This window comes from Xanthomonas maliensis (assembly GCF_009192945.1).
Lineage (GTDB): Bacteria > Pseudomonadota > Gammaproteobacteria > Xanthomonadales > Xanthomonadaceae > Xanthomonas > Xanthomonas maliensis.
On record NZ_NSET01000047.1, the window covers coordinates 88,086 to 107,612 of the forward strand.

20 protein-coding genes and 1 other RNA gene are annotated in these 19,527 nt (G+C 65.2%); 2 read left to right on the top strand and 19 right to left on the bottom strand.

The features are described from left to right. Positions 1–8 precede the first annotated feature (8 nt). The 9 genes from CKY51_RS14885 to CKY51_RS14925 all read right to left on the bottom strand — a co-directional run bounded on the left by CKY51_RS14885 (position 9) and on the right by CKY51_RS14925 (position 7,449). On the bottom strand, positions 9–431 hold the full coding sequence (locus CKY51_RS14885; RefSeq protein WP_022973568.1) for a F0F1 ATP synthase subunit epsilon: 423 nt from the start codon (positions 429–431) through the stop codon (positions 9–11). A gap of 181 nt (positions 432–612) precedes the next feature. Then, positions 613–2,019, bottom strand: a complete 1,407-nt coding sequence (gene atpD / locus CKY51_RS14890; RefSeq protein ID WP_152249446.1) for a F0F1 ATP synthase subunit beta — start codon at positions 2,017–2,019, stop codon at positions 613–615. 142 nt (positions 2,020–2,161) lie between these two features. After that, a complete protein-coding gene (gene atpG / locus CKY51_RS14895) occupies positions 2,162–3,025 on the bottom strand; it encodes a F0F1 ATP synthase subunit gamma (protein ID WP_152249447.1) in 864 nt (287 codons plus the stop codon). Positions 3,026–3,168: 143 nt separating this feature from the next. Beyond that, positions 3,169–4,716 (bottom strand): F0F1 ATP synthase subunit alpha, encoded by a 1,548-nt coding sequence (gene atpA / locus CKY51_RS14900; protein WP_022973573.1) that lies wholly within the window; start codon positions 4,714–4,716, stop codon positions 3,169–3,171. A 47-nt stretch (positions 4,717–4,763) separates the two neighbouring features. Next, a complete protein-coding gene (locus CKY51_RS14905; protein ID WP_022973574.1) occupies positions 4,764–5,291 on the bottom strand; it encodes a F0F1 ATP synthase subunit delta in 528 nt (175 codons plus the stop codon). Between the two features lie 3 nt (positions 5,292–5,294). After that, on the bottom strand, positions 5,295–5,765 hold the full coding sequence (locus tag CKY51_RS14910) for a F0F1 ATP synthase subunit B (protein WP_022973575.1): 471 nt from the start codon (positions 5,763–5,765) through the stop codon (positions 5,295–5,297). Between the two features lie 114 nt (positions 5,766–5,879). Next, positions 5,880–6,185 carry a F0F1 ATP synthase subunit C gene (gene atpE, locus CKY51_RS14915; RefSeq protein ID WP_022973576.1) on the bottom strand — a complete coding sequence of 102 codons (306 nt, stop codon included), beginning with the start codon at positions 6,183–6,185 and terminating at the stop codon, positions 5,880–5,882. Positions 6,186–6,257: 72 nt separating this feature from the next. Continuing rightward, a complete protein-coding gene (atpB, locus tag CKY51_RS14920) occupies positions 6,258–7,058 on the bottom strand; it encodes a F0F1 ATP synthase subunit A (RefSeq protein WP_022973577.1) in 801 nt (266 codons plus the stop codon). Between the two features lie 25 nt (positions 7,059–7,083). After that, the gene (locus CKY51_RS14925; RefSeq protein WP_022973578.1) at positions 7,084–7,449 is read right to left on the bottom strand and encodes a hypothetical protein; all 366 of its coding nucleotides are present in this window, start codon (positions 7,447–7,449) and stop codon (positions 7,084–7,086) included. 497 nt (positions 7,450–7,946) lie between these two features. On the opposite strand from CKY51_RS14925, the gene CKY51_RS14930 reads away from it, so the two are divergent. Further along, entirely contained in the window at positions 7,947–8,759 is an 813-nt protein-coding gene (locus CKY51_RS14930) for a hypothetical protein (protein WP_170292336.1), read from the top strand. A 615-nt stretch (positions 8,760–9,374) separates the two neighbouring features. Here CKY51_RS14930 and lpdA read toward each other — a convergent pair. The 5 genes from lpdA to CKY51_RS14955 form a co-directional block, all read right to left on the bottom strand. After that, positions 9,375–11,198 carry a dihydrolipoyl dehydrogenase gene (gene lpdA, locus CKY51_RS14935; protein ID WP_152249448.1) on the bottom strand — a complete coding sequence of 608 codons (1,824 nt, stop codon included), beginning with the start codon at positions 11,196–11,198 and terminating at the stop codon, positions 9,375–9,377. 16 nt (positions 11,199–11,214) lie between these two features. Continuing rightward, positions 11,215–11,862, bottom strand: coding sequence for a hypothetical protein (locus tag CKY51_RS14940; RefSeq protein ID WP_031340433.1), 648 nt, complete (start codon positions 11,860–11,862; stop codon positions 11,215–11,217). Beyond that, the gene (locus tag CKY51_RS14945) at positions 11,859–13,628 is read right to left on the bottom strand and encodes a dihydrolipoyllysine-residue acetyltransferase (RefSeq protein ID WP_152249449.1); all 1,770 of its coding nucleotides are present in this window, start codon (positions 13,626–13,628) and stop codon (positions 11,859–11,861) included. Before CKY51_RS14945 ends, CKY51_RS14940 begins: the two co-directional genes overlap by 4 nt. Positions 13,629–13,754: 126 nt before the next feature. Further along, positions 13,755–14,519 carry a DUF2884 family protein gene (locus CKY51_RS14950; RefSeq protein WP_022970814.1) on the bottom strand — a complete coding sequence of 255 codons (765 nt, stop codon included), beginning with the start codon at positions 14,517–14,519 and terminating at the stop codon, positions 13,755–13,757. Positions 14,520–14,646: 127 nt separating this feature from the next. Further along, on the bottom strand, positions 14,647–15,198 hold the full coding sequence (locus CKY51_RS14955; protein WP_031338403.1) for a DNA-deoxyinosine glycosylase: 552 nt from the start codon (positions 15,196–15,198) through the stop codon (positions 14,647–14,649). 149 nt (positions 15,199–15,347) lie between these two features. On the opposite strand from CKY51_RS14955, the gene CKY51_RS14960 reads away from it, so the two are divergent. Beyond that, a complete protein-coding gene (locus CKY51_RS14960; RefSeq protein ID WP_022970812.1) occupies positions 15,348–16,022 on the top strand; it encodes an OmpW/AlkL family protein in 675 nt (224 codons plus the stop codon). A gap of 96 nt (positions 16,023–16,118) precedes the next feature. Here the strand turns inward: CKY51_RS14960 and CKY51_RS14965 are convergent, their stop codons facing one another. The 5 genes from CKY51_RS14965 to CKY51_RS14985 form a co-directional block, all read right to left on the bottom strand. After that, complete coding sequence (locus CKY51_RS14965) at positions 16,119–16,676, bottom strand: CcdC protein domain-containing protein (protein ID WP_022970811.1); 558 nt, start codon at positions 16,674–16,676, stop codon at positions 16,119–16,121. Positions 16,677–16,689: 13 nt separating this feature from the next. After that, entirely contained in the window at positions 16,690–17,496 is an 807-nt protein-coding gene (locus CKY51_RS14970; protein WP_152249450.1) for a MetQ/NlpA family ABC transporter substrate-binding protein, read from the bottom strand. A gap of 132 nt (positions 17,497–17,628) precedes the next feature. Next, the gene (locus tag CKY51_RS14975; RefSeq protein ID WP_022970809.1) at positions 17,629–18,327 is read right to left on the bottom strand and encodes a methionine ABC transporter permease; all 699 of its coding nucleotides are present in this window, start codon (positions 18,325–18,327) and stop codon (positions 17,629–17,631) included. After that, entirely contained in the window at positions 18,324–19,331 is a 1,008-nt protein-coding gene (locus CKY51_RS14980) for a methionine ABC transporter ATP-binding protein (protein WP_022970808.1), read from the bottom strand. The genes CKY51_RS14975 and CKY51_RS14980 overlap by 4 nt, the downstream gene beginning before the upstream one ends. A 76-nt stretch (positions 19,332–19,407) precedes the next feature. Beyond that, a non-coding RNA gene (locus tag CKY51_RS14985) (sX9 sRNA) lies at positions 19,408–19,483 on the bottom strand. Between the last annotated feature and the right edge of the window lie 44 nt (positions 19,484–19,527).

Here is a 19,527-nt window from a genome sequence, read left to right on the forward strand (position 1 = left end):
CGATTGGCTCAATGCTTGAGCGTGCGGCGCAGGCGCTCCAGGGCCTGCAACTGGACGGTCGCTTCGGCGAGCTGACGCTGCGCCTGGGCCACGTCTACCGCATCGCCGCGGTTGGCCAGCAAGCGCTCGGCCTCTTCCTTGGCCTTGCGGACCGCCGCCTCGTCGATGTCCTGCGCACGCACCGCGGTATCGACCAGCACGGTCACCACTTGCGGCTGCACTTCCAGAATGCCGCCGGAGATGGCGAAGTCCAACTGCTCGCCACTGGCAGTGGTCACCACCACCTTGCCCGGCTTGAGGCGGGTGATCAGCGGCGCATGCTTGGGCGCGATACCCAGCTCGCCCAGCTCACCGGTGGCCACGACCAGCGTCGCCTCGCCGTGGAAGATCTCCTGCTCGGCGCTGACGATGTCGCAACGGATAGTGCTCATACTGCCTCACTTGAATGACGCGGGACCCGGGGCCTGGAAACCGGGTGCTGGAGCGCGGCCGTCATAGCGCGCTCCCTTCCCGATGTGTGCGGCCCCGGAGGCCCACCTTGACGGTTCTGCTGCCAGTGGGCCGTCCCACTGGCAGTAAGGATCGCCGACCAGGAGGTCGGCGGCCCGGCTGTTAGGCCTTCTCAGCCATCTTCTTGGCCTTCTCGACCGCTTCTTCGATGCCGCCGACCATGTAGAACGCCTGCTCCGGCAGGTGGTCGTATTCGCCGTCGCAAATCGCCTTGAAGCCGCGGATGGTGTCCTTCAACGACACGTACTTGCCCGGCGAGCCGGTGAACACTTCGGCGACGTGGAACGGCTGGCTGAAGAAGCGCTCGATCTTGCGCGCGCGCGACACGGCCTGCTTGTCCTCTTCGCTCAACTCGTCCATGCCGAGGATGGCGATGATGTCCTTCAGCTCCTTGTACTTCTGCAAGGTCTGCTGCACGCGCTGGGCGGTGTCGTAGTGCTCGTGACCGATCACCAGCGGGTCCATCTGGCGGCTGGTGGAGTCCAACGGATCCACTGCCGGATAGATACCCAGCGAGGCGATGTTACGGCTCAGCGTGACAGTGGAATCCAGGTGGGCGAAGGTGGTCGCCGGCGAAGGGTCGGTCAGGTCGTCCGCGGGCACGTACACGGCCTGGATCGAGGTGATCGAACCGCTCTTGGTCGAGGTGATGCGCTCCTGCAGCACGCCCATTTCCTCGGCCAGGGTCGGCTGGTAGCCCACCGCCGACGGCATGCGGCCGAGCAGCGCGGACACTTCGGTACCGGCCAGGGTGTAGCGATAGATGTTGTCGACGAACAGCAGCACGTCCTTGCCCTTGCCCGACGCATCCTTCTCGTCACGGAAGTACTCGGCCATGGTCAGGCCGGTCAACGCCACGCGCAGACGGTTGCCCGGCGGCTCGTTCATCTGGCCGTACACCATCGCCACTTTGTCCAGGACGTTGGAGTCCTTCATCTCGTGGTAGAAGTCGTTGCCCTCGCGGGTACGCTCGCCCACGCCGGCGAACACCGACAGACCCGAGTGCGCTTTGGCGATGTTGTTGATCAGTTCCATCATGTTGACGGTCTTGCCGACGCCGGCACCGCCGAACAGGCCGACCTTGCCGCCCTTGGCGAACGGGCACATCAGGTCGATCACCTTGATGCCGGTTTCCAGCAGTTCGGTGGTCGAAGCCTGGTCCTCGTAGGACGGGGCGCTACGGTGGATTTCCCAATGATCGGACGCCTGCACGTCGCCGGCTTCGTCGATCGGGCGACCCAGCACGTCCATGATGCGGCCCAGGGTACCGGCACCGACCGGCACCGCGATCGCGCGCTCGGTGTTGACGGCGACCAGGTTGCGCTTGAGGCCGTCGGTGGAACCGAGCGCAATGGTGCGCACGACGCCGTCGCCCAGCTGCTGCTGCACTTCCAGGGTGATGGCGGTGCCTTCGACCTTCAGCGCGTCGTACACCTTCGGCACTTCATTGCGCTGGAACTCGACGTCGACGACCGCGCCGATGATCTGAACGATCTTGCCCTGACTCATTTTGCTGCTCCGGTTAGCTTAATGCGATCGACCGACGCGTCGGCCCTTCAATATCCGTGATTCGGGAGTTCAGACCCGCCAGGATGCGTAAAGCGCACGTGCTGCTTCTGCGCATCCCGACTGCCCGCTCCCGCGACCGTCGTCAGACGGCCGCTGCGCCGCTGACGATTTCCGAGATTTCCTGGGTGATCGCCGCCTGGCGCGCCTTGTTGTAGACCAACTGCAGCGTGCCGATCATCTTGCTTGCGTTGTCGCTGGCCGCCTTCATCGCCACCATGCGCGCTGCGTGCTCGGACGCCACGTTTTCCAGTACCGCCTGATAGACCAGCGACTCGATATAGCGCGTCATCACGTGCTCCAGCACGGTCGCGGCATCGGGTTCGTATAGGTAGTCCCAATCGTGGGAAGCGACCTTGTTCTCGGCGGCAGGCAGCGGCAGCAACTGCTCGAAGCTGGCCTTCTGCGTCATCGTGTTCACGAAGCGGTTGTAGACCAGATAGACGCGGTCCAGCTTGCCCTCGACATAGGCGTCGAGCATCACCTTGATCACCCCGATCAACTGCTCGACCCGCGGGCTGTCGCCCAGGTGGGTGACGCTGCCGACCATGTTGACCTTGATGCGACGGAAGAACGCCGACGCCTTCTGGCCGATGGTGACCACGTCGATCTCGGCGCCCTTGTCCTGCCAGGGACGCACTTCGGCCAGCATCTTACGGAACAGGTTGTTGTTCAGACCACCAGCCAGGCCGCGATCGGAAGACACCACGATGTAGCCAACCCGCTTGACCTGTTCGCGCTCGACCAGGAAGGGATGGCGGTAGTCGGTGCTGGCCTGCGCCAGGTGACCGATCACCTGCTTCATCGCCTGCGCGTACGGACGCGAGGTCTTCATGCGGTCCTGCGCCTTGCGGATCTTGGAGGCCGAGACCATTTCGAGCGCGCGCGTCACCTTGCGGGTGTTCTGCACGCTCTTGATCTTGGTTTTGATTTCGCGTCCGCCTGCCATTTCTCTTCTCGGGACTCGGGACCCGGGACCCGGGACCGATAAGGCCCTGAATCACGGTTCGTTATTGTCACCCGGCGCCCAGGCCAGGGGTCCACGGACTCCGCTTTCGCGGGTCCCGGACCCCGGGTCCCGGGTCCCGGCTCTTACCAGCTACCCGTGGTCTTGAACTCTTCGATGCCCTTCTTGAACGCGGCTTCGATGTCGTTGTCCCAGGCGCCGGTGCTGTTGATCTTGCTCACCAGCTCGCCCTGGGTGTTGGCGAAGTGCGCGTGCAGACCGTCTTCGAACGCCAGCAACTTATTGACCGGCACTTCGTCCAGGTAGCCCTCGTTGACCGCGTAGATCGACAGCGCCTGGTTGGCGATGGACATCGGCGCGTACTGCTTCTGCTTCATCAGTTCGGTGACGCGCTGGCCGCGCTCGAGCTGCTTGCGGGTCGCTTCGTCCAGATCCGAGGCGAACTGTGCGAACGCCGCCAGTTCACGGTACTGCGCCAGCGAGATGCGGATGCCGCCGGACAGCTTCTTGATGATCTTGGTCTGCGCCGAACCACCGACGCGCGACACCGAAATACCGGCGTTGACGGCCGGACGGATACCGGCGTTGAACAGGTCGGTTTCCAGGAAGATCTGGCCGTCGGTGATCGAAATCACGTTGGTCGGCACGAACGCGGACACGTCGCCGGCCTGGGTCTCGATGATCGGCAGCGCGGTCAGCGAACCGGTCTTGCCGGTCACCGCACCGTTGGTGAACTTCTCCACGTACTCCTCGGACACGCGCGCAGCGCGCTCCAGCAGGCGCGAGTGCAGATAGAACACGTCGCCCGGGTAGGCTTCGCGACCCGGCGGGCGCTTGAGCAGCAGCGAGATCTGGCGATAGGCAACGGCCTGCTTGGACAGATCGTCATAGACGATCAGCGCGTCTTCGCCGCGGTCCATGAAGAACTCGCCCATGGTGCAGCCAGCGTAGGCGCTGATGTACTGCATCGCAGCCGATTCGGACGCGGTGGCGGCGACCACGATGGTGTGGGCCAGCGCGCCGTTCTCTTCCAGCTTGCGCACGATGTTGGCGATGGTCGACGCCTTCTGGCCGATCGCCACGTACACGCACTTGATGCCGGTGCCCTTCTGGTTGATCACCGCATCGATCGCCATCGCGGTCTTGCCGGTCTGGCGGTCGCCGATGATCAGCTCGCGCTGGCCGCGGCCAATCGGGATCATCGCATCGACCGACTTGTAGCCGGTCTGCACCGGTTGATCGACCGACTTGCGCCAGATCACGCCCGGAGCGACGCGCTCTACCGGAGCGGTCTGGGTGGCGCCCAGCGGGCCCTTGCCGTCGATCGGCTCGCCGAGTGCGTTGACCACGCGGCCCAGCAACTCGTGACCGACCGGCACTTCCAGAATGCGGCCGGTGGTCTTGGCCACGTCGCCTTCGCGCAGGTGCTCGTAATCGCCCAGCACCACCGCGCCGACCGAATCGCGCTCCAGGTTCAGCGCCAGGGCGAATGTATTGTTCGGCAGTTCGATCATTTCGCCCTGCATCACGTCGGCCAGGCCGAAGATGCGCACGATGCCGTCGGACACGCTGGTCACGGAGCCTTCGTTGCGCGACTCCGCGGACAGCTTGACCGTTTCGATGCGGGTCTTGATCAGGTCGCTGATTTCGGAGGGGTTGAGCGTGGTTGCCATCGTTCAGTCCTAGGTGCCGGCCACATGGGCCGTGCGTTCAAGTGAATTCAGTGGGCGAGCGAGCTCTGCAAACGTGCGAGCTTGCCCTTCAGCGAGCCGTCGATGACCATGTCGCCGGTGTCGATCACCGCACCGCCGATCAGCGACGCATCGACAGCGGTGGTGATGTCCACCTCGCGACCGAAGCGCTTCTTCAGCGCAGTGGCGATCGCGTCCAGTTCGGCCTGGCTCATCGCGGTGGCCGAGGTCACCGTCGCCTTGACGACGTGCTCGGCTTCGGCCCGCAGTTGTTCGAACAACCCGGCCACTTCCGGCAGCAGCGGCAGCCGCTGCGCTTCGGCCAGCAGTGCGAGGAAACGCAGGTAGTCCTCGCCGGCCGCCTGCGGCGCCAGCAGCGTCACTGCCTGGTCCTGGCGCAGCGCCGGATTCAGCAGCAACGCCGCAACGCGCGGATCGCCGGCGACCTGCGCGGAAAACGCCAGCGCATCGGACCAGGACGCGAACTTGCCGCCCTCGCGCGCAATTGCGAACGCGGCACGGGCATACGGACGGGCAAGCGTAAGGGCCTGGCTCATCGATTAGATCTCCGCCGCCAGCTCGTCGAGCAGCGCCTTGTGTGCAGTGGCGTCGATCTCGCGCTTGAGCAGCTTCTCGGCACCGCTGACCGCCAGCACCGAGACCTGCTTGCGCAGTTCCTCGCGGGCACGGGTGGCCGATGCGTCGATTTCCGCCTGCGCCAGGTCCTTCTGACGGTTGGCTTCGGCAATCGCCTCGAGCTTGGCCGCTTCGATGATCTGGTTGGCGCGCGCGTGGGCCTGGTCGATGATCTCGTTGGCCTTGGTGCGTGCGTCCTTCAGCGCCTCGTTGACCTTTTCCTGCGCCTGCGCCAGGTCCTTCTGACTACGGTCGGCCGCAGCCAGACCTTCGGCGATCTTCTGCTGACGCTCTTCGATCGCCTTCAACAGCGGCGGCCAAATCTTGGTCGCGACGATCCAGATCAGACCGGCAAAGGCCAGCGCCTGGGCAAAGATGGTAAGGGTGATGTCCATGGGTCGCTCAATCGCTCTGTAGGGGTGAAAGCGCCGCCGCACGGCGACGCTTTCCGACCTTCATCCGTGGATGCGCCCCGGCAGGGACGGCATCCACATGCTGCTACCGCTGGATCAACCAGCCAGCGCCTTGGCGGCGGCGCTGGCGAACGCGGCGGACAGCGGGTTGGCGAAGGCCAGCAGCAGGCCGACCGCGACCGAGATGATGAACGCGGCGTCGATCAGGCCGGCGGTGATGAACATGCGGACCTGCAGCACCGGGATCAGTTCCGGCTGGCGTGCGGCCGATTCCAGGAACTTGCCGGCCATGATGGCCAGACCGAGACCGGCGCCCAGCGCGGCGAGGCCGATCATGATGCCGACGGCAAGGGCGGTGGAGCTCTGGATCTGGGCGAAGTTGGTCAGGACGGCAAGGTACATGGTGATCTCCGAACGAAAGTTTCTAAGGGTGATGGATGAATCGGGTAAAGCGGATAAAGGGTGAAGCGAACTTTAGTGACTGTCTTCCGACAGGCTCAGATACACGATCGACAGCATCATGAAAATGAAGGCCTGCAGCGGAATCACCAGCAGGTGGAACAGCATCCAGCCCAGGCCGAATGCGCCGCCGGCGACCATGCCGGCGATGCCTGCACCGCCCAGCACCCAGATCAGCAGGAACACGATCTCGCCGCCGAACATGTTGCCGAACAGTCGCATCGCCAGCGAAATCGGCTTGCTCAGCCACTCGACGGTATTCAGGATCAGGTTGAACGGCACCATCCACTTGCCGAACGGCGCGGTCAGGAATTCCTTGGTCATCCCGCCCACGCCCTTGGAGCGCAGCGAGAAGAAGATCATCAGGAAGAACACGCTGATCGACATGCCCAAGGTGGCATTGACGTCGGCGGTCGGCACCGGCTTCCAGGCATGGATGCCTGCCCAGCCCAGCGGGATGGCGATGAAGTCGGCCGGGATCATCTTGATGAGGTTCATCAACAGGATCCAGAAGAACAGCGTGATGGCGATCGGGGTCACCAGCTTGCTGGTGCCATGGTAGGTGTCCTTGGCCTGCCGGTCGACGAACTCCAGGCATATCTCCACGAACGCCTGCCACTTGCCCGGCACGCCAGAGGTGGCCTTGCGGGTCGCCAACCAGAACGCGAACACCATCAGCAGGCCCATCAACACCGCCGTGACCAGGGTGTCGACATGGATGGTCCAGAACGTGCCACCGCCTTCCCGCACCGGGTAGACCAGGTTCTGCAGGTGGTGCTGGATGTAGGAGGTAGGTGTTGCTGCCTCGCCCGCCATGTGTCCGGAGCCCTTTAAGTTCGAATCAACGTCTGGCCAGGGCCAGAACCTGAAAAGTCAGCCCAATGGCGATACCCGCCAACAAGGCCAGAGAAGGCAACCGCCACAGGGCAAACCCTAGTGTCAGCGCCGCGAAAACCAACACCCACTTCAGCACCATCGCCAGGATCAGCCGCATCATGGCCGAACCTGCCGCCTGCACTCCACCGCCCAGCGCTGTGCGCGCCGCTACCCATCCGCCCGCCACCGTCGCCACCCCGGTCAATGCCACACCGGCAGCGTAACGGGGCCCGAGCAGGAGCAGCCCCAGACTGGTTATAGCTACCGCAGCAAGCGGATATACCGCAGCGCGCAGCATCAACCGCCGACCCGCGTCAACGGAGTTCAGCACTACGGGGTCCTTGCGTCTGGATGGGTGGGAAGCGCAGTCGCGCCTCGTCGAGCCGCGAAAGTATAGCAATTGGACAAATTGCGAGACAACCGGGACAAGTCATACGGCTGCTGCGGCGCAGCAGAGCGCCTCCGATGACCCTGCGGAACTTTGCCACAGTCGAACGGTCAGAACCCACGAGGCCTGCACATCCTCGTCGAAAGGTACCGCCGCAGGTCGCGTCTGGGAGCCCTGGGTCGCCGGGGCTCCCGTTTTTCTAGCGTCTGCCGACGCCGCCCCACCTTCCCACGTCTGGTCCAATCCTGGTCACTGCTGCGATGTGTCGCACGCTGCAACAGGCGACACGTGGCGTGCGTTGCACTCCGGACCGTTTTGTCCGATTGCTATCCGATGCTTCACTTATGTTGGACAGATTGTTCACTTCTGTTGGACGCGCCGTTATCGATAGTGCGCACCACAGGCGTACACGCCTGCCTTTCACGATGACGGAGCTCCCCATGAAACATCTGCTCGCACTGGCCATCCCGTGCGTCCTGGCAGCAGCGTACGCTGCGCCTGCACACGCCGAAGATACCGACGACCGGTTCCAGATCCGCCTCGGTGCGATGAACATCGACAACGACAACACGCTGCGCGGCAACACCTTGATTGCCGGCAATAACGTGTCGGTCAACGAAGATTTCCGGCTCGGCGGCAAGGAATGGGAGCCCCGCGTCGACGGCGTGTTCCGCATCAGCACCCGTCAGCGCCTGATCTTCGACTACTTCAAGTACGACAAAGATCGTCGCGAGACGCTGAGCCAGGACATCAGCGGCGGCGGCGTGACCATTCCTTCCGGCAGCTTCATCAAGGGCGAACTCAAGTATCAGGTCGCCAGCCTGGTGTACGACTACTCGGTGATCGACACCCCGCAGTTCAGCATGGGCCTGCAGATCGGTGCCGAGTACGCCAAGGTCGAGGCCAATGCCTACGCCGACCTGGGCAGCGTGTTCCAGGGCGATGTGCTGGACGAGAGCGAAGACGGTGCGGCTCCGGTGGTCGGCGTGCGCTTCACCGCCCGTCCCAGCGAGCACTGGCTGTTCAACATCCAGGGCCAGTACCTCAACACCAGCTGGGGCGACTTCGGCGACTACGACGGCGACTTGAGCCGTGCCAATGCAATTGCCGAATACCGCTTCACCAAGAACTTCGGCATCTTCGCCGGCTACGACTGGTTCAAGCTCGACGTCGACCGCGAGGGCAGCGACGGCCTGGTTGGCCTGAAGCAGGAGTTCAAGGGCCCGGTCGCCGGCGTGACCTTCGCCTTCTGATCCGATCAACGACGCATTTCCGGACTTGCAAGCACGCTTTTCTTGGCCCGGCGATAGTTCAGCGCTATCGCCGGGCTTTTTCTTTTGCATTGGACCGCGAGCAGGCCAACGCGCATGCTGATCCAGCCTTCCCTCTGCCATCGGCGGCACGTATGTATCTCTTCGGTCTCACGCCACGTACGCCACTGTCGTTGCAGCTGCAGCGCCCTTCTCACCCTCGCCCTGCGCCTGGCCGAATGACCGCGCTGGATCGGTGCATCGCCCTGCTGGCGGGTTGGACGCGGCACCGCCGTGCGGTGCGGGCAGCGCTGCTGGAGCGGCTGATCCCTGCCGGCTGATGGGTGTGCGGGCAGCGCTGCGACCGCTGGGGCGCGCACGCGGCGAAACGCGACTCGTGCCTAGACAATAGGGCGTGTCCGGCACCCGACCCGCGCAGCGCAGCCAGGCCTGATAGCACGCGTGCCCTTTCGTCGTAGCGCTGGCGGCAGTGCCGTGATCACCAACAGGCCGCATCAGCCGCACTGTGCTCGGGCTTGGGCAGGATCATGAGCAGCGCGCCCACGCGACTGCCTTCGGCACACACGACGCCCCCGGCCAGGGCCGGGGGCGCTGGGATCACTTCTTCTTGGGGATATAGAGATCGGTGATGGTGCCGTCGTAAACCTCGGCCGCCATGCCGACCGATTCGCTCAAGGTCGGATGGGCGTGAATGGTGTGGCCGATATCCTCGGCTTCGGCGCCCATCTCGATCGCCAGGCCGATCTCGGCGAGCAGATCACCGGCATGCACGCCGACGATGGCGCCACCGATGACGCGGTGGGTGTCTTCGTCGAAGATCAGCTTGGTGAAGCCTTCGGTGCGACCGATGCCGATGGCGCGGCCACTGGCCGCCCACGGGAACTTGGCCACGCCGACCTTCAGCCCCTTGGCCTTGGCTTCGGTCTCGGTCACACCGACCCAGGCAATTTCCGGGTTGGTATAGGCGACCGATGGGATCACCCGTGCCACCCACTCCTTCTTCTCGCCCGCAGCCACTTCAGCCGCCAGCTTGCCCTCGTGGGTGGCCTTGTGCGCCAGCATCGGGTTCCCGACGATGTCGCCGATGGCGAAGATATGCGGCACGTTGGTGCGCATCTGCCGGTCCACCGGAATGAACCCACGCTCGGTGACGCTGACCCCGGCCTTCTCGGCAGCGATCTTTTTGCCGTTGGGCGCGCGGCCCACGGCGACCAGCACACGATCGTAGGTGGTCGCATCCAGCGCCGGCTTCTCGCCCTCGGCCGCCGCTTCGAAGCCGACGGTGATGCCCTTCTTCTCGGCCTTGACCTGGGCCGCCTTGGTCTTGAGATAGACCTCTACGCCCTGTTTCTTCAAGCGATCGGCCAACGGCTTGACCAGGTCCTTGTCGGCGCCCGGCATCAGTTGATCCATGAACTCGACCACGGTGACCTTGCTGCCGAGCGCGCTGTACACGGTGGCCATTTCCAGGCCGATGATGCCGCCGCCGACCACCAGCAGGGTCTTGGGGATGTCGTGCAGTTCCAGCGCGTCGGTGGAGTCCATCACGCGCTTGTCATCCCACGGGAAGTTCGGCAGCTTCACCGCCTGCGAGCCGGCGGCGATGATGCAGTGCTCGAAGCGCAGCAGCTGGGTCTTGCCATCGGCACCGACGATTTCCAGCTCGTTGGGCGACACGAAGCTGGCCACGCCGGTGACGGTACGCACCTTGCGCTGCTTGGCCATGCTGGCCAGACCGCCGGTGAGCTTGCCAACCACCTTTTCCTTGTAGCTGCGCAGCTTGTCCAGCGCGATCTTGGGCTTGCCGAAGTCCACGCCGAACTCGTCGGCGTGCGCCACTTCGTCGATCACCGCAGCGGCATGCAGCAGCGCCTTGGAGGGGATGCAGCCGACGTTGAGGCAGACCCCGCCGAGACTGGCGTAGCGCTCGATCAGCACCGTATCCAGGCCCAGGTCGGCGGCACGGAAGGCAGCGGTATAGCCGCCCGGGCCGGCACCGAGCACGACCATCTTGCACTCGATATCGGCCGTCTTGCCGCTGGCCAGTGCCGGCTTCGGCGCGGCCGGTTCGGCCGGCGCGCGATGCGAGGGGGTGACCGGCGGCTTGCTGCCGGGCGCGCCGGCAGAGGCTGCCGCGGGAGCGGTGTCGGCCTTGGCCGCCGGTGCCGGCGCCGCCGCCTCGCCTTCGCTCTCCAACAGCAACACCACCGCCCCTTCGGACAGCGTATCGCCCACCTTGACCTTGAGTTCCTTGACGACGCCGGCGGCCGAGGACGGCACCTCCAGCGTGGCCTTGTCCGATTCCAGCGTCACCAGGCCCTGATCCTTGGCCACGTGGTCGCCGACGGCGACCAGCACTTCGATGACGGGGACGTCGCTGTAGTCGCCGATATCCGGAACCTTGATTTCAATGACCGCCATTTGCTTCTCCTGTTGCTCAACCGGCCATGCCGGCTAGCGTCTGCTGGAGTTCATCCAGCGACGATTCGATTTGGGTCCAGCGCTTGTCGCGCTTCTTTTCCTTGCCTTCGCTGGCTTCGATCAGTAGCGCGGCCTGGCGCATCAGCAATTCGCCGGCGCCACAACTGGGACGCGCGCCGCTGTAGCGCACACCATCGACCTGGAAGGACACCACCTCGCCTTCGTTGACCGGCGCACTGCGCTCGGCCGGGGCGAGCTGGGCCAAGGCCGTGCTCCAGCTGCTGAGCAAACGCTTGGCGAGCGGCGCGGGGATCGGCACTTCCACCGTCTCCGGCGTCTGCGCGGTGCGGAACTGCACGCTGCCGCGATCGGCCTGGCTGACCCAGCTATAGACGCGTTCGTCGGCACGGCTGTAGCGCACCGTCCAATCCGCACCGTCCTTGCCCGGCATCAGCGACACACCGCTTTCCACCCCGCGGGTGGGCAATGTCAGTGCCGACAGCACCGGCGCCGCAGAACCGTCCAGCAGACCACTGACCGCAGTGCCGTAGTTGCCGACACCCGGCGGCCAACCGCGTCCCAGCGCGCTGTCACATTCGCGCGCCAGTGCGCAGGTCCACGGCGATGCGCCCAGCAGCGCGATCGTCAGCAAGGCGATCCTCACAGCAGGACGCGCCGCATATCCGCCAACACCTGGCTGAGATAGGTGGTGAAGCGCGCGGCCAGTGCGCCGTCGATGACACGATGGTCGTAGCTCAGCGACAGCGGCAGCATCAGCTTGGGCGCGAACTCCTTGCCGTCCCACACCGGTTGCATCGCCGACTTGGAGACGCCCAGGATCGCGACTTCCGGCGCATTGATGATCGGCGTGAACGCCGTACCACCGATGCCGCCGAGCGAGCTGATGGAGAAACAGCCGCCGCTCATGTCGGCCGGGCCCAGCTTGCCGTCGCGGGCTTTCTTGGCCAGCTCGCCGCTTTCCTGCGCGATCTGCAGCACGCCCTTCTTGTCGACGTCGCGGATCACCGGCACGACCAGGCCGTTGGGCGTATCGGCCGCAAAGCCGATGTGGAAATACTTCTTCAGGGTGAGGTTTTCGCCAGCGGCATCCAGCGAGGCGTTGAACTCGGGGAACTTCTTCAGTGCCGCGGCACTGGCCTTGATCAGGAATGCGAGCATGGTCAGCTTGATGCCGGCCTTCTCGTTTTCCTTGTTGAGCGCCACGCGCAGAGCTTCCAGGTCGGTGATGTCGGCCGACTCGAACTGGGTGACGTGCGGAATCATTGCCCAGTTGCGGGCCAGGTTGGCACCGGAGATCTTCTTGATGCGCGATAGCGGCTGGGTCTCGGTCTCGCCGAACTTGCTGAAGTCCACCTTCGGCCAGGCCAGCAGGTTCAAGCCATTGCCACCACCAGCCGGCGCGGTACCCGTCGCGGCAGAGGCGCCGCCACTGAGCGCGGCCTTGACGAAGCGCTGCACGTCTTCGCGGGTGATGCGGCCACCCTTTTCGCTGCCCTTGATCTGGTTCAGATCCACACCCAACTCGCGCGCGAACACGCGCACCACCGGGCTGGCATACGGCACCTTGGACGGCAGCACGCTGTCGGCGTCGAAGGTCACCGGCGGGCTGCTCGGGTTGCCCGCCGAGGGCTGACCCGCCTGCGCTGCCTGCGTGCCGGCGCCGGACCGCGCGCCCTGCACCTGGGCGATTTCACGCTGGGCCAGCTTGTCCGGCTCTGCCGGCACGGCGACCGGCTCGACCTTGCCCGCAGTCTCGGCGGTGTCGGTGGTGGGCTTGGCCGGCGACTGCGCTGCGCCGGCGCCGGCATCGCTGGCGGCGATGATCGCCACCACGTCGCCCTGCGACAGGCCATCGCCGATCTTCACCTTCAATTCCTTGACCACGCCGGCCACCGACGACGGCACTTCCATCGTCGCCTTGTCCGATTCCAGCGTGACCAGGCTCTGGTCCTTGGCCACGGTATCGCCAACGGCCACCAGCACCTCGATGACCGGCACACCGCTGTAGTCGCCAATGTCCGGCACACGCGCTTCGACCAGGCCACCCTGCGCCCCACCTGCCGCGGTGGCAGGCTCGGCCTTGGCAGCCGGTGCCGGTGCCGCGGCAGGCGCCGGCTTGGCGGCCGCAGGTGCGGCGGCGGCCGGCTTGGCGGACTCGCCCCCCCCCTCGGCGACCTCGATCAAGGCCACCAGCGCGCCTTGCGACAAGCTGTCGCCGACCTTGACCTTGATCTCCTTGACCACACCGGCCACCGACGACGGCACTTCCATCGTCGCCTTGTCCGATTCCAGCGTGACCAGACTCTGGTCCTTGCTGACCGTATCGCCGACCGACACCAGCACCTCGATTACCGGGACGTCGCTGTAGTCACCGATATCGGGGACAAGTGCTTCCTTGATTTCGGCCATACGGGAACTCCGGCAACAGAATGGGGAAACCCCTATTGTGGCCGGCCGGGGGCCGCAGCGCCAACCATTGGCGCGGAAAAAGTCGCGCCCGCCGCAGGATGCAGCGTTCGCAGCGGGGCTCCCGCTCTAGTGCTCGGAACGTCGATTGACTTGCAACAGCTGCAATGGCGCGCCCGTCGGCAAACGATACGCCAGCGCATTGTCCAAGGCGTCCAGCGCCTCCATCTGCGTGCACAGCTGCTGCGCGCGCGGCCGCAGTGCGCGCGCCTGCGGCTCGACCAGGCGTTCGATGCGCTGATCCAATCCGTCGAGCGAGCGCAGCTGCGCATCGCTGCCGGTCATGGCCGCCTGGACCGTACTGGCGACCACATCGCCGATCAGCTGCGGCAGCGTGTCTGCCACCAGGTCGCCGATCTCGTCATCGATCTCCACCGGGGTCAGCTGCGGCCTGCTGAAGCTCTGCTGCAGGCGCAAGTCGACCTGGTCGCGCACGCGGGCCAGCTGTGTCCGGGTCGCCGCCGGGTCGCGGCTGAAGCCGACAGCCACTTCGCCGAGCGCATTGAGGGCGATATCGGCCGCCGCGCGTGCAACGTCCTGCGCCAGCGGCACGATCGCCCGGGTCCGCTGCTCGAACTCCGCCAGGCGATGGCGATCCTCTGCACTGAGGTCGACCCAGCGGTCGTCGACGAACAATGCTCCCTGGCGCATGACCAGGCGATGCGGCGTACCGCTGTCGCGGATCAGGATCAGGCTACGGTCGTTGAGCGTCAGGTCGTAGTCGCTGCTGACGTTGCAGTGCAGGTCGTCAGCGGCGGCCGCCTGGCCACTCCCGAACGCGGCACTGCTTACCGCCAGCCCCAGCACCAAGATCTTTGCGTGGATGCGTCCCATGGCTGCTTCCTCCGGATGTGTGCGGCTTCCATCATCTGCGTCGCCGCCACGGCGAGCCTGTGCTTAAGGCAGGGATGACTTCTGGCGGAGATAGTCTGCATCGCCGGCCACGCGCGGCACACGCGTCTTAATCGAGCGCGGCACGCAGCGGTTGCCAGGCCTCGATCAGCCGTGTCAGCGACCACGCGGCATTGGCCGGACTGGTCGACGGCAGTGCCAGCAACGGCAGGTTCAGCAGCCCAGGCGACAGGCTGGGCTGCACCTGCCGCTTCCAGGCCTGCGCAGCGGCGGCACCATTGCAGATCACCGCACGCAAGTGCGGCAGCCCGGGCAAGACGGTCGCGAACGGATTGACTTCGATGCTGGCGGCGACGATCGCTGCATCCAGACTACCGACGCGCTCGCAGCGGGCGATCACATCCCACAGCCCGACGCCGCGATCGGCCAATGCCTGCATCCGGCTCGCGTACGGCGCCTGCGCGTCGATCTGCAGCACACCTTGCATCACGGGCCAGAAGCGATTGCGTGGATGTGCATAGTAGGCATGCGCTAAAAGTGAGGCATCGCCAGGCATCGAGCCCAGCACCAACGCGCGGCATTCCACTGGCAAATGCGCGGGCAAGCCATTTCGTGGCGCAGATTTCGTCACGACAGCCGCATCTGCGTGAACGTCGCGCACTTCCGTCGTATTGCAACCACGGCCTTCTCGCGGAATTACCTGAACAAACGAAATCTTAGCGCCTTTCAGGTCGGCGGGGATTCAGATTTTCAGGAATAGCTTTGGCGCGGCCCACCCGATGGGTCCAACAAGAAAACGAGGAGACCCTCATGCGTACCATTTCCATCCTGAGCCTGGCTGCCGTATCCGCACTTGCGATTGCTCCGTCCGCGTTCGCGCAGGACGCCACCTACACCAGCGACACCTCCTCCTCGATGAGCACCAGCGCCGACAGCGCCTCCGGCAAGCATTGGGCGGTGGTTGGCGGCGTGGCGCTGCTCAACCCCAAGAACAACCCGGCTCCGGGCCTGGACGTCGATGGCGGCCCGGCACCGACGCTGAGCGCCAGCTACTACATCAACGATAACTGGGCCCTGGAACTGTGGGGTGCAGCCGACAAGTTCAATCATCGCGTCACTGCCGACGGCGTCGGCAAGGTCGGCACGGTCGAGCAGCAGCCGATCGTCATCAGCGGCCAGTATCACTTCGGTCAGGCCGATAACGTGTTCCGTCCGTTCGTGGGCGTGGGCTACTACGAGTCGAACTTCAGCAACGAGAAGATCGACGCCGCCTCCACCACCGGCGACCACGTCGGCCTGTCGACCGCCAAGGGCGTGATCGGCACCGTCGGCGTCGACATGAACATCAATTCGACCTGGTTCGCCCGTGCCGATGCGCGCTACATGCGTTCGCGTCCGGAACTGCGTGTCGGTGGCGCCGGTACCGGCAGCGATCTGGAACTGGATCCGTGGACCGTCGGCTTCGGCATCGGCGCACGCTTCTAAGACCAACGCGTGCGCTGCAAAGAGAACGGGCCTGATGGCCCGTTTTCTTTTTGGCGCCAGGCTCAACGGCGCTAGGCCCGAGATGGCAGCCGGCGCTCAACGCCAATACACACTGCCGTAGCGCTGCGCACGCCGCCAGCGCCACCACAGCAGGCCCGCATAGGCCAGCGCATACCCGAGTACCACACCGGCAGCGGCCAGCAGACTGGCATGACTCAGCCAGCCCTCCGTCGGCCATGGCGCGTGATGCCAGACGCTGCGCCAGCCTTGCAAGAGGCCTGCCAGCACGCGCACCACCACCAGCAGCGCCAAAGACGCCACCAGCCATAGATTGGATCGGTAGAACAGGCCTTGTGCGGTGCGCTCGAAGCGGGTCAGATGCAGCCCCAGCACGCCAAGCGCCAACCCGCATCCCCAGCCGATAGCGGCCTGGGTGAGCGCTCCTGGCCAAAAGGCGGCAGCGATCAAGGCGGAGACCGCGAACAGCACGCAGGACAGCGCTGCCGATGCCAATTGGATCAGCAGCCATCCAGCGCGCGCCTGTCGGCGGGAGGTGCCGACTCGGAAACGGTGCAGCAACGACAGTGGAAACAGCACCGCAAACACCGCCAGCGCGATGATCACGGCCAGCGGAATGAGCAGCAGCAGCGGCATCGACGCGACTGGCTCAGAACGCCGGCAAGACCGCGCCCTTGTACTTCTGCTCGATGAAGGCCTTCACTTCCGGGCTGGTCAATGCCTTGGCCAACTTCTGCACGCGCGGATCGTCCTTGTTGTCCGCACGCGCCACCAGGAAGTTCACATACGGCGAATCCTTGCTCTCGATCGCCAGCGCATCGCGGGTCGGATTGAGCCCGGCATCGAGCGCGTAGTTGGTATTGATCAGCGCCAGGTCGACCTGGTCCAGCACGCGCGGCAACATCGCCGAATCCAGTTCGCGGAATTTCAGCTGCTTGGGGTTGTCGACGATGTCGCGTTGCGTCGACAGCGCGTTGCTGGCGTCCTTGAGTTTGATCACCCCGGCCTTGTCGAGCAGGATCAACGCGCGGCTGTTGTTGCTCGGATCGTTGGGGATGACGACATCGGCCCCGGTCGGCAGATCGGCCAAGGATTTGAAGCGGCGCGAATAGGCACCGAACGGCTCGATGTGCACGCCCACCACGGTCACCAGCTGACTCTTGCGGTCGCGGTTATACGCGTCCAGATAGGGCTCGGTCTGGAAATAGTTGACGTCGATCTGCTTCTGCACGACTTGATCGTTGGGCTGCACGTAGTCGTTGAACACCCGCACGTCCAGGCGCAGCCCCTGCTTTTTCAGCATCGGCTCGACCACCTCGAGGATCTCGGCATGCGGTACCGCAGTGGCTGCCACGCTCAAGGTGTCGCCACCACCGCTGCCGCCGCTGCCGCCACCGCAGGAGGCCAGTGCCAGGGTGGCGACCAGCAGGAGGGTTCGAAACGCAACTGTGCTCATGAACGCAGGATCCGGAAATGGGGGGAGAACGGCGCGGCCGCAGATGGCAAACCTAACAGACCGGCAGTCATGCAGCGATGTGGTGGGCGCGGCAGCGCGGCCGACAGCCGGACAGTCGACCGCCGCCGTCGGTCAGCGCCGGCTATAGCGCGCGACCAGGCGGTCGCCGAGCATCTGCAGCAGCTGCACCAGGATCAGCAAGGCCACCACGGTCACCAGTGCCACGTCCGAGTGCGAGCGTAGATAGCCCTCGCGGTAGGCGACATCGCCCAGGCCGCCGGAACCGATCGCACCGCCCATCGCGGTAAAGCCGATCAGCGCGATGGTGGTGACGGTGGCACCGGCGATCAGCCCGGGGCGGGCTTCCGGCAGCAACACGCGCAGCACCAGCTGACCGATGGTGGCACCCATCGCCTGGCTGGCTTCGATGATGCCGCGATCGACCTCGCGCAGCGCCGTCTCCACCAGACGCGCGTAGAACGGCGCGGCGCCGACGACCAACGGCAGGATCGCACCACGCACACCCAGCGAGGTCCCCATCACCATCAGCGTAAGCGGGATCATGGCGATCATCAGGATGATGAAGGGCACCGAGCGCAGCAGGTTGATCACCAGCGCCAGCACGCCGTATAGCAGCGGCCGACGACGCAGTTGCGGCGCACCGCACAGAAACAGCGCCACGCCCAGCGGCAAGCCGATCAAAAGGGTCAGCGGCAAGGCGCCGGCGAGCATCAGCAAGGTGTCCAGGGTCGCCTGGCCGATGTCGCCCCATTTGGCGGCATCGAGATTGCGGAAGAAGCCTTCTGCAGCGGCAAACAGCGGCAGGTTCATGCGCGCAGATCCTCCACCTGCACACCGGCGGCCACGAAGCCGGCACGTGCGGCGTTTTGGTCGCCCCCGGTCAACGCCACGGTCAGTTGCCCGTAGGGAGTGTCCTTGATGCGGTCCACTCGGCCGGAGAGGATGTTGTAGTCCACTCCGGTCTCGCGCGCGATGCGGCCCAACAGCGGCTCATAGGTGGCGTCGCCGACGAAGGTCAGGCGGACGATACGCCCGCCCACCGCGGCGAAGTCGCGGTGCAGCGCGGCCTCGTCGACGTGCTCGGCCTCGGAGACGAAGCGCCGGGTGGTGGGATGCTGCGGATGCAGGAACACCTCGGTGACCGGGCCGGTTTCCACCAGCCTGCCGGCATCCAGCACCGCCACGCGGTCGCAGACGCGCCGGATCACGTCCATCTCATGGGTGATCAGCACGATGGTCAGGCCCAGCTCGCGGTTGATCTGTGCCAGCAACTGCAGCACCGAGGCGGTGGTCTGCGGATCCAGCGCACTGGTGGCTTCGTCGCACAACAGGATCTGCGGCCGCGTCGCCAGGGCGCGGGCGATGCCCACCCGCTGCTTCTGGCCACCGGACAGCTGCGCTGGATATTTGCCCGCGTGCGCCTCCAGCCCGACCCGTGCCAACAACTCGTCCACGCGGGCATCGATCTCGGCACGCGGCGTGCCGGCCAGTTCCAGCGGAAAGGCCACGTTGCCGGCGACTGTGCGCGAGGACAACAGATTGAAGTGCTGGAAGATCATGCCAATGCGCCGCCGCAGTGCGCGCAGGCCCGCCGCGTCCAGCGCAGTGATGTCCTCCTCGCCGATCAGCAGACGCCCGCCACTGGGTTCCTCCAGCCGGTTGATCAGCCGGATCAGGGTCGATTTGCCGGCGCCGGAATGGCCAATGATGCCGAACACCTCGCCCGGGCCGATCCGCAGGTCGAGCGGATGCAGCGCCACGACCTCGCGGCCGGCGACGGAGTATGACTTGTGCAGGCGCTGGAACTGGATCACCGCGCATGACCAGATGGGGGGGCGTGAAGCCTACCAGTCAATGTTTACGGGCGTTATTCCATTCGGTTCTAAGAGCGGCTAACAAAACGTAGCGAGCAGCCGTCAGGTGGACGCGGACGGCGCGCAGGAACCGCAGTGTACGAGTGGTCCATGAGGATTCCGAGCACCGGCCGCGCCCGCCTGACGGCTGCGCAGT

What these genes read in the sequence shown, in the direction of transcription:
- CKY51_RS14885 (WP_022973568.1), bottom strand. Translation starts at nt 431, where the DNA reads ATGAGCACTATCCGTTGCGACATCGTCAGCGCCGAGCAGGAGATCTTC.
- atpD (WP_152249446.1), bottom strand. Translation starts at nt 2,019, where the DNA reads ATGAGTCAGGGCAAGATCGTTCAGATCATCGGCGCGGTCGTCGACGTC.
- atpG (WP_152249447.1), bottom strand. Translation starts at nt 3,025, where the DNA reads ATGGCAGGCGGACGCGAAATCAAAACCAAGATCAAGAGCGTGCAGAAC.
- atpA (WP_022973573.1), bottom strand. Translation starts at nt 4,716, where the DNA reads ATGGCAACCACGCTCAACCCCTCCGAAATCAGCGACCTGATCAAGACC.
- CKY51_RS14905 (WP_022973574.1), bottom strand. Translation starts at nt 5,291, where the DNA reads ATGAGCCAGGCCCTTACGCTTGCCCGTCCGTATGCCCGTGCCGCGTTC.
- CKY51_RS14910 (WP_022973575.1), bottom strand. Translation starts at nt 5,765, where the DNA reads ATGGACATCACCCTTACCATCTTTGCCCAGGCGCTGGCCTTTGCCGGT.
- atpE (WP_022973576.1), bottom strand. Translation starts at nt 6,185, where the DNA reads ATGTACCTTGCCGTCCTGACCAACTTCGCCCAGATCCAGAGCTCCACC.
- atpB (WP_022973577.1), bottom strand. Translation starts at nt 7,058, where the DNA reads ATGGCGGGCGAGGCAGCAACACCTACCTCCTACATCCAGCACCACCTG.
- CKY51_RS14930 (WP_170292336.1), top strand. Translation starts at nt 7,947, where the DNA reads ATGAAACATCTGCTCGCACTGGCCATCCCGTGCGTCCTGGCAGCAGCG.
- lpdA (WP_152249448.1), bottom strand. Translation starts at nt 11,198, where the DNA reads ATGGCGGTCATTGAAATCAAGGTTCCGGATATCGGCGACTACAGCGAC.
- CKY51_RS14945 (WP_152249449.1), bottom strand. Translation starts at nt 13,628, where the DNA reads ATGGCCGAAATCAAGGAAGCACTTGTCCCCGATATCGGTGACTACAGC.
- CKY51_RS14950 (WP_022970814.1), bottom strand. Translation starts at nt 14,519, where the DNA reads ATGGGACGCATCCACGCAAAGATCTTGGTGCTGGGGCTGGCGGTAAGC.
- CKY51_RS14960 (WP_022970812.1), top strand. Translation starts at nt 15,348, where the DNA reads ATGCGTACCATTTCCATCCTGAGCCTGGCTGCCGTATCCGCACTTGCG.
- CKY51_RS14965 (WP_022970811.1), bottom strand. Translation starts at nt 16,676, where the DNA reads ATGCCGCTGCTGCTGCTCATTCCGCTGGCCGTGATCATCGCGCTGGCG.
- CKY51_RS14970 (WP_152249450.1), bottom strand. Translation starts at nt 17,496, where the DNA reads ATGAGCACAGTTGCGTTTCGAACCCTCCTGCTGGTCGCCACCCTGGCA.
- CKY51_RS14975 (WP_022970809.1), bottom strand. Translation starts at nt 18,327, where the DNA reads ATGAACCTGCCGCTGTTTGCCGCTGCAGAAGGCTTCTTCCGCAATCTC.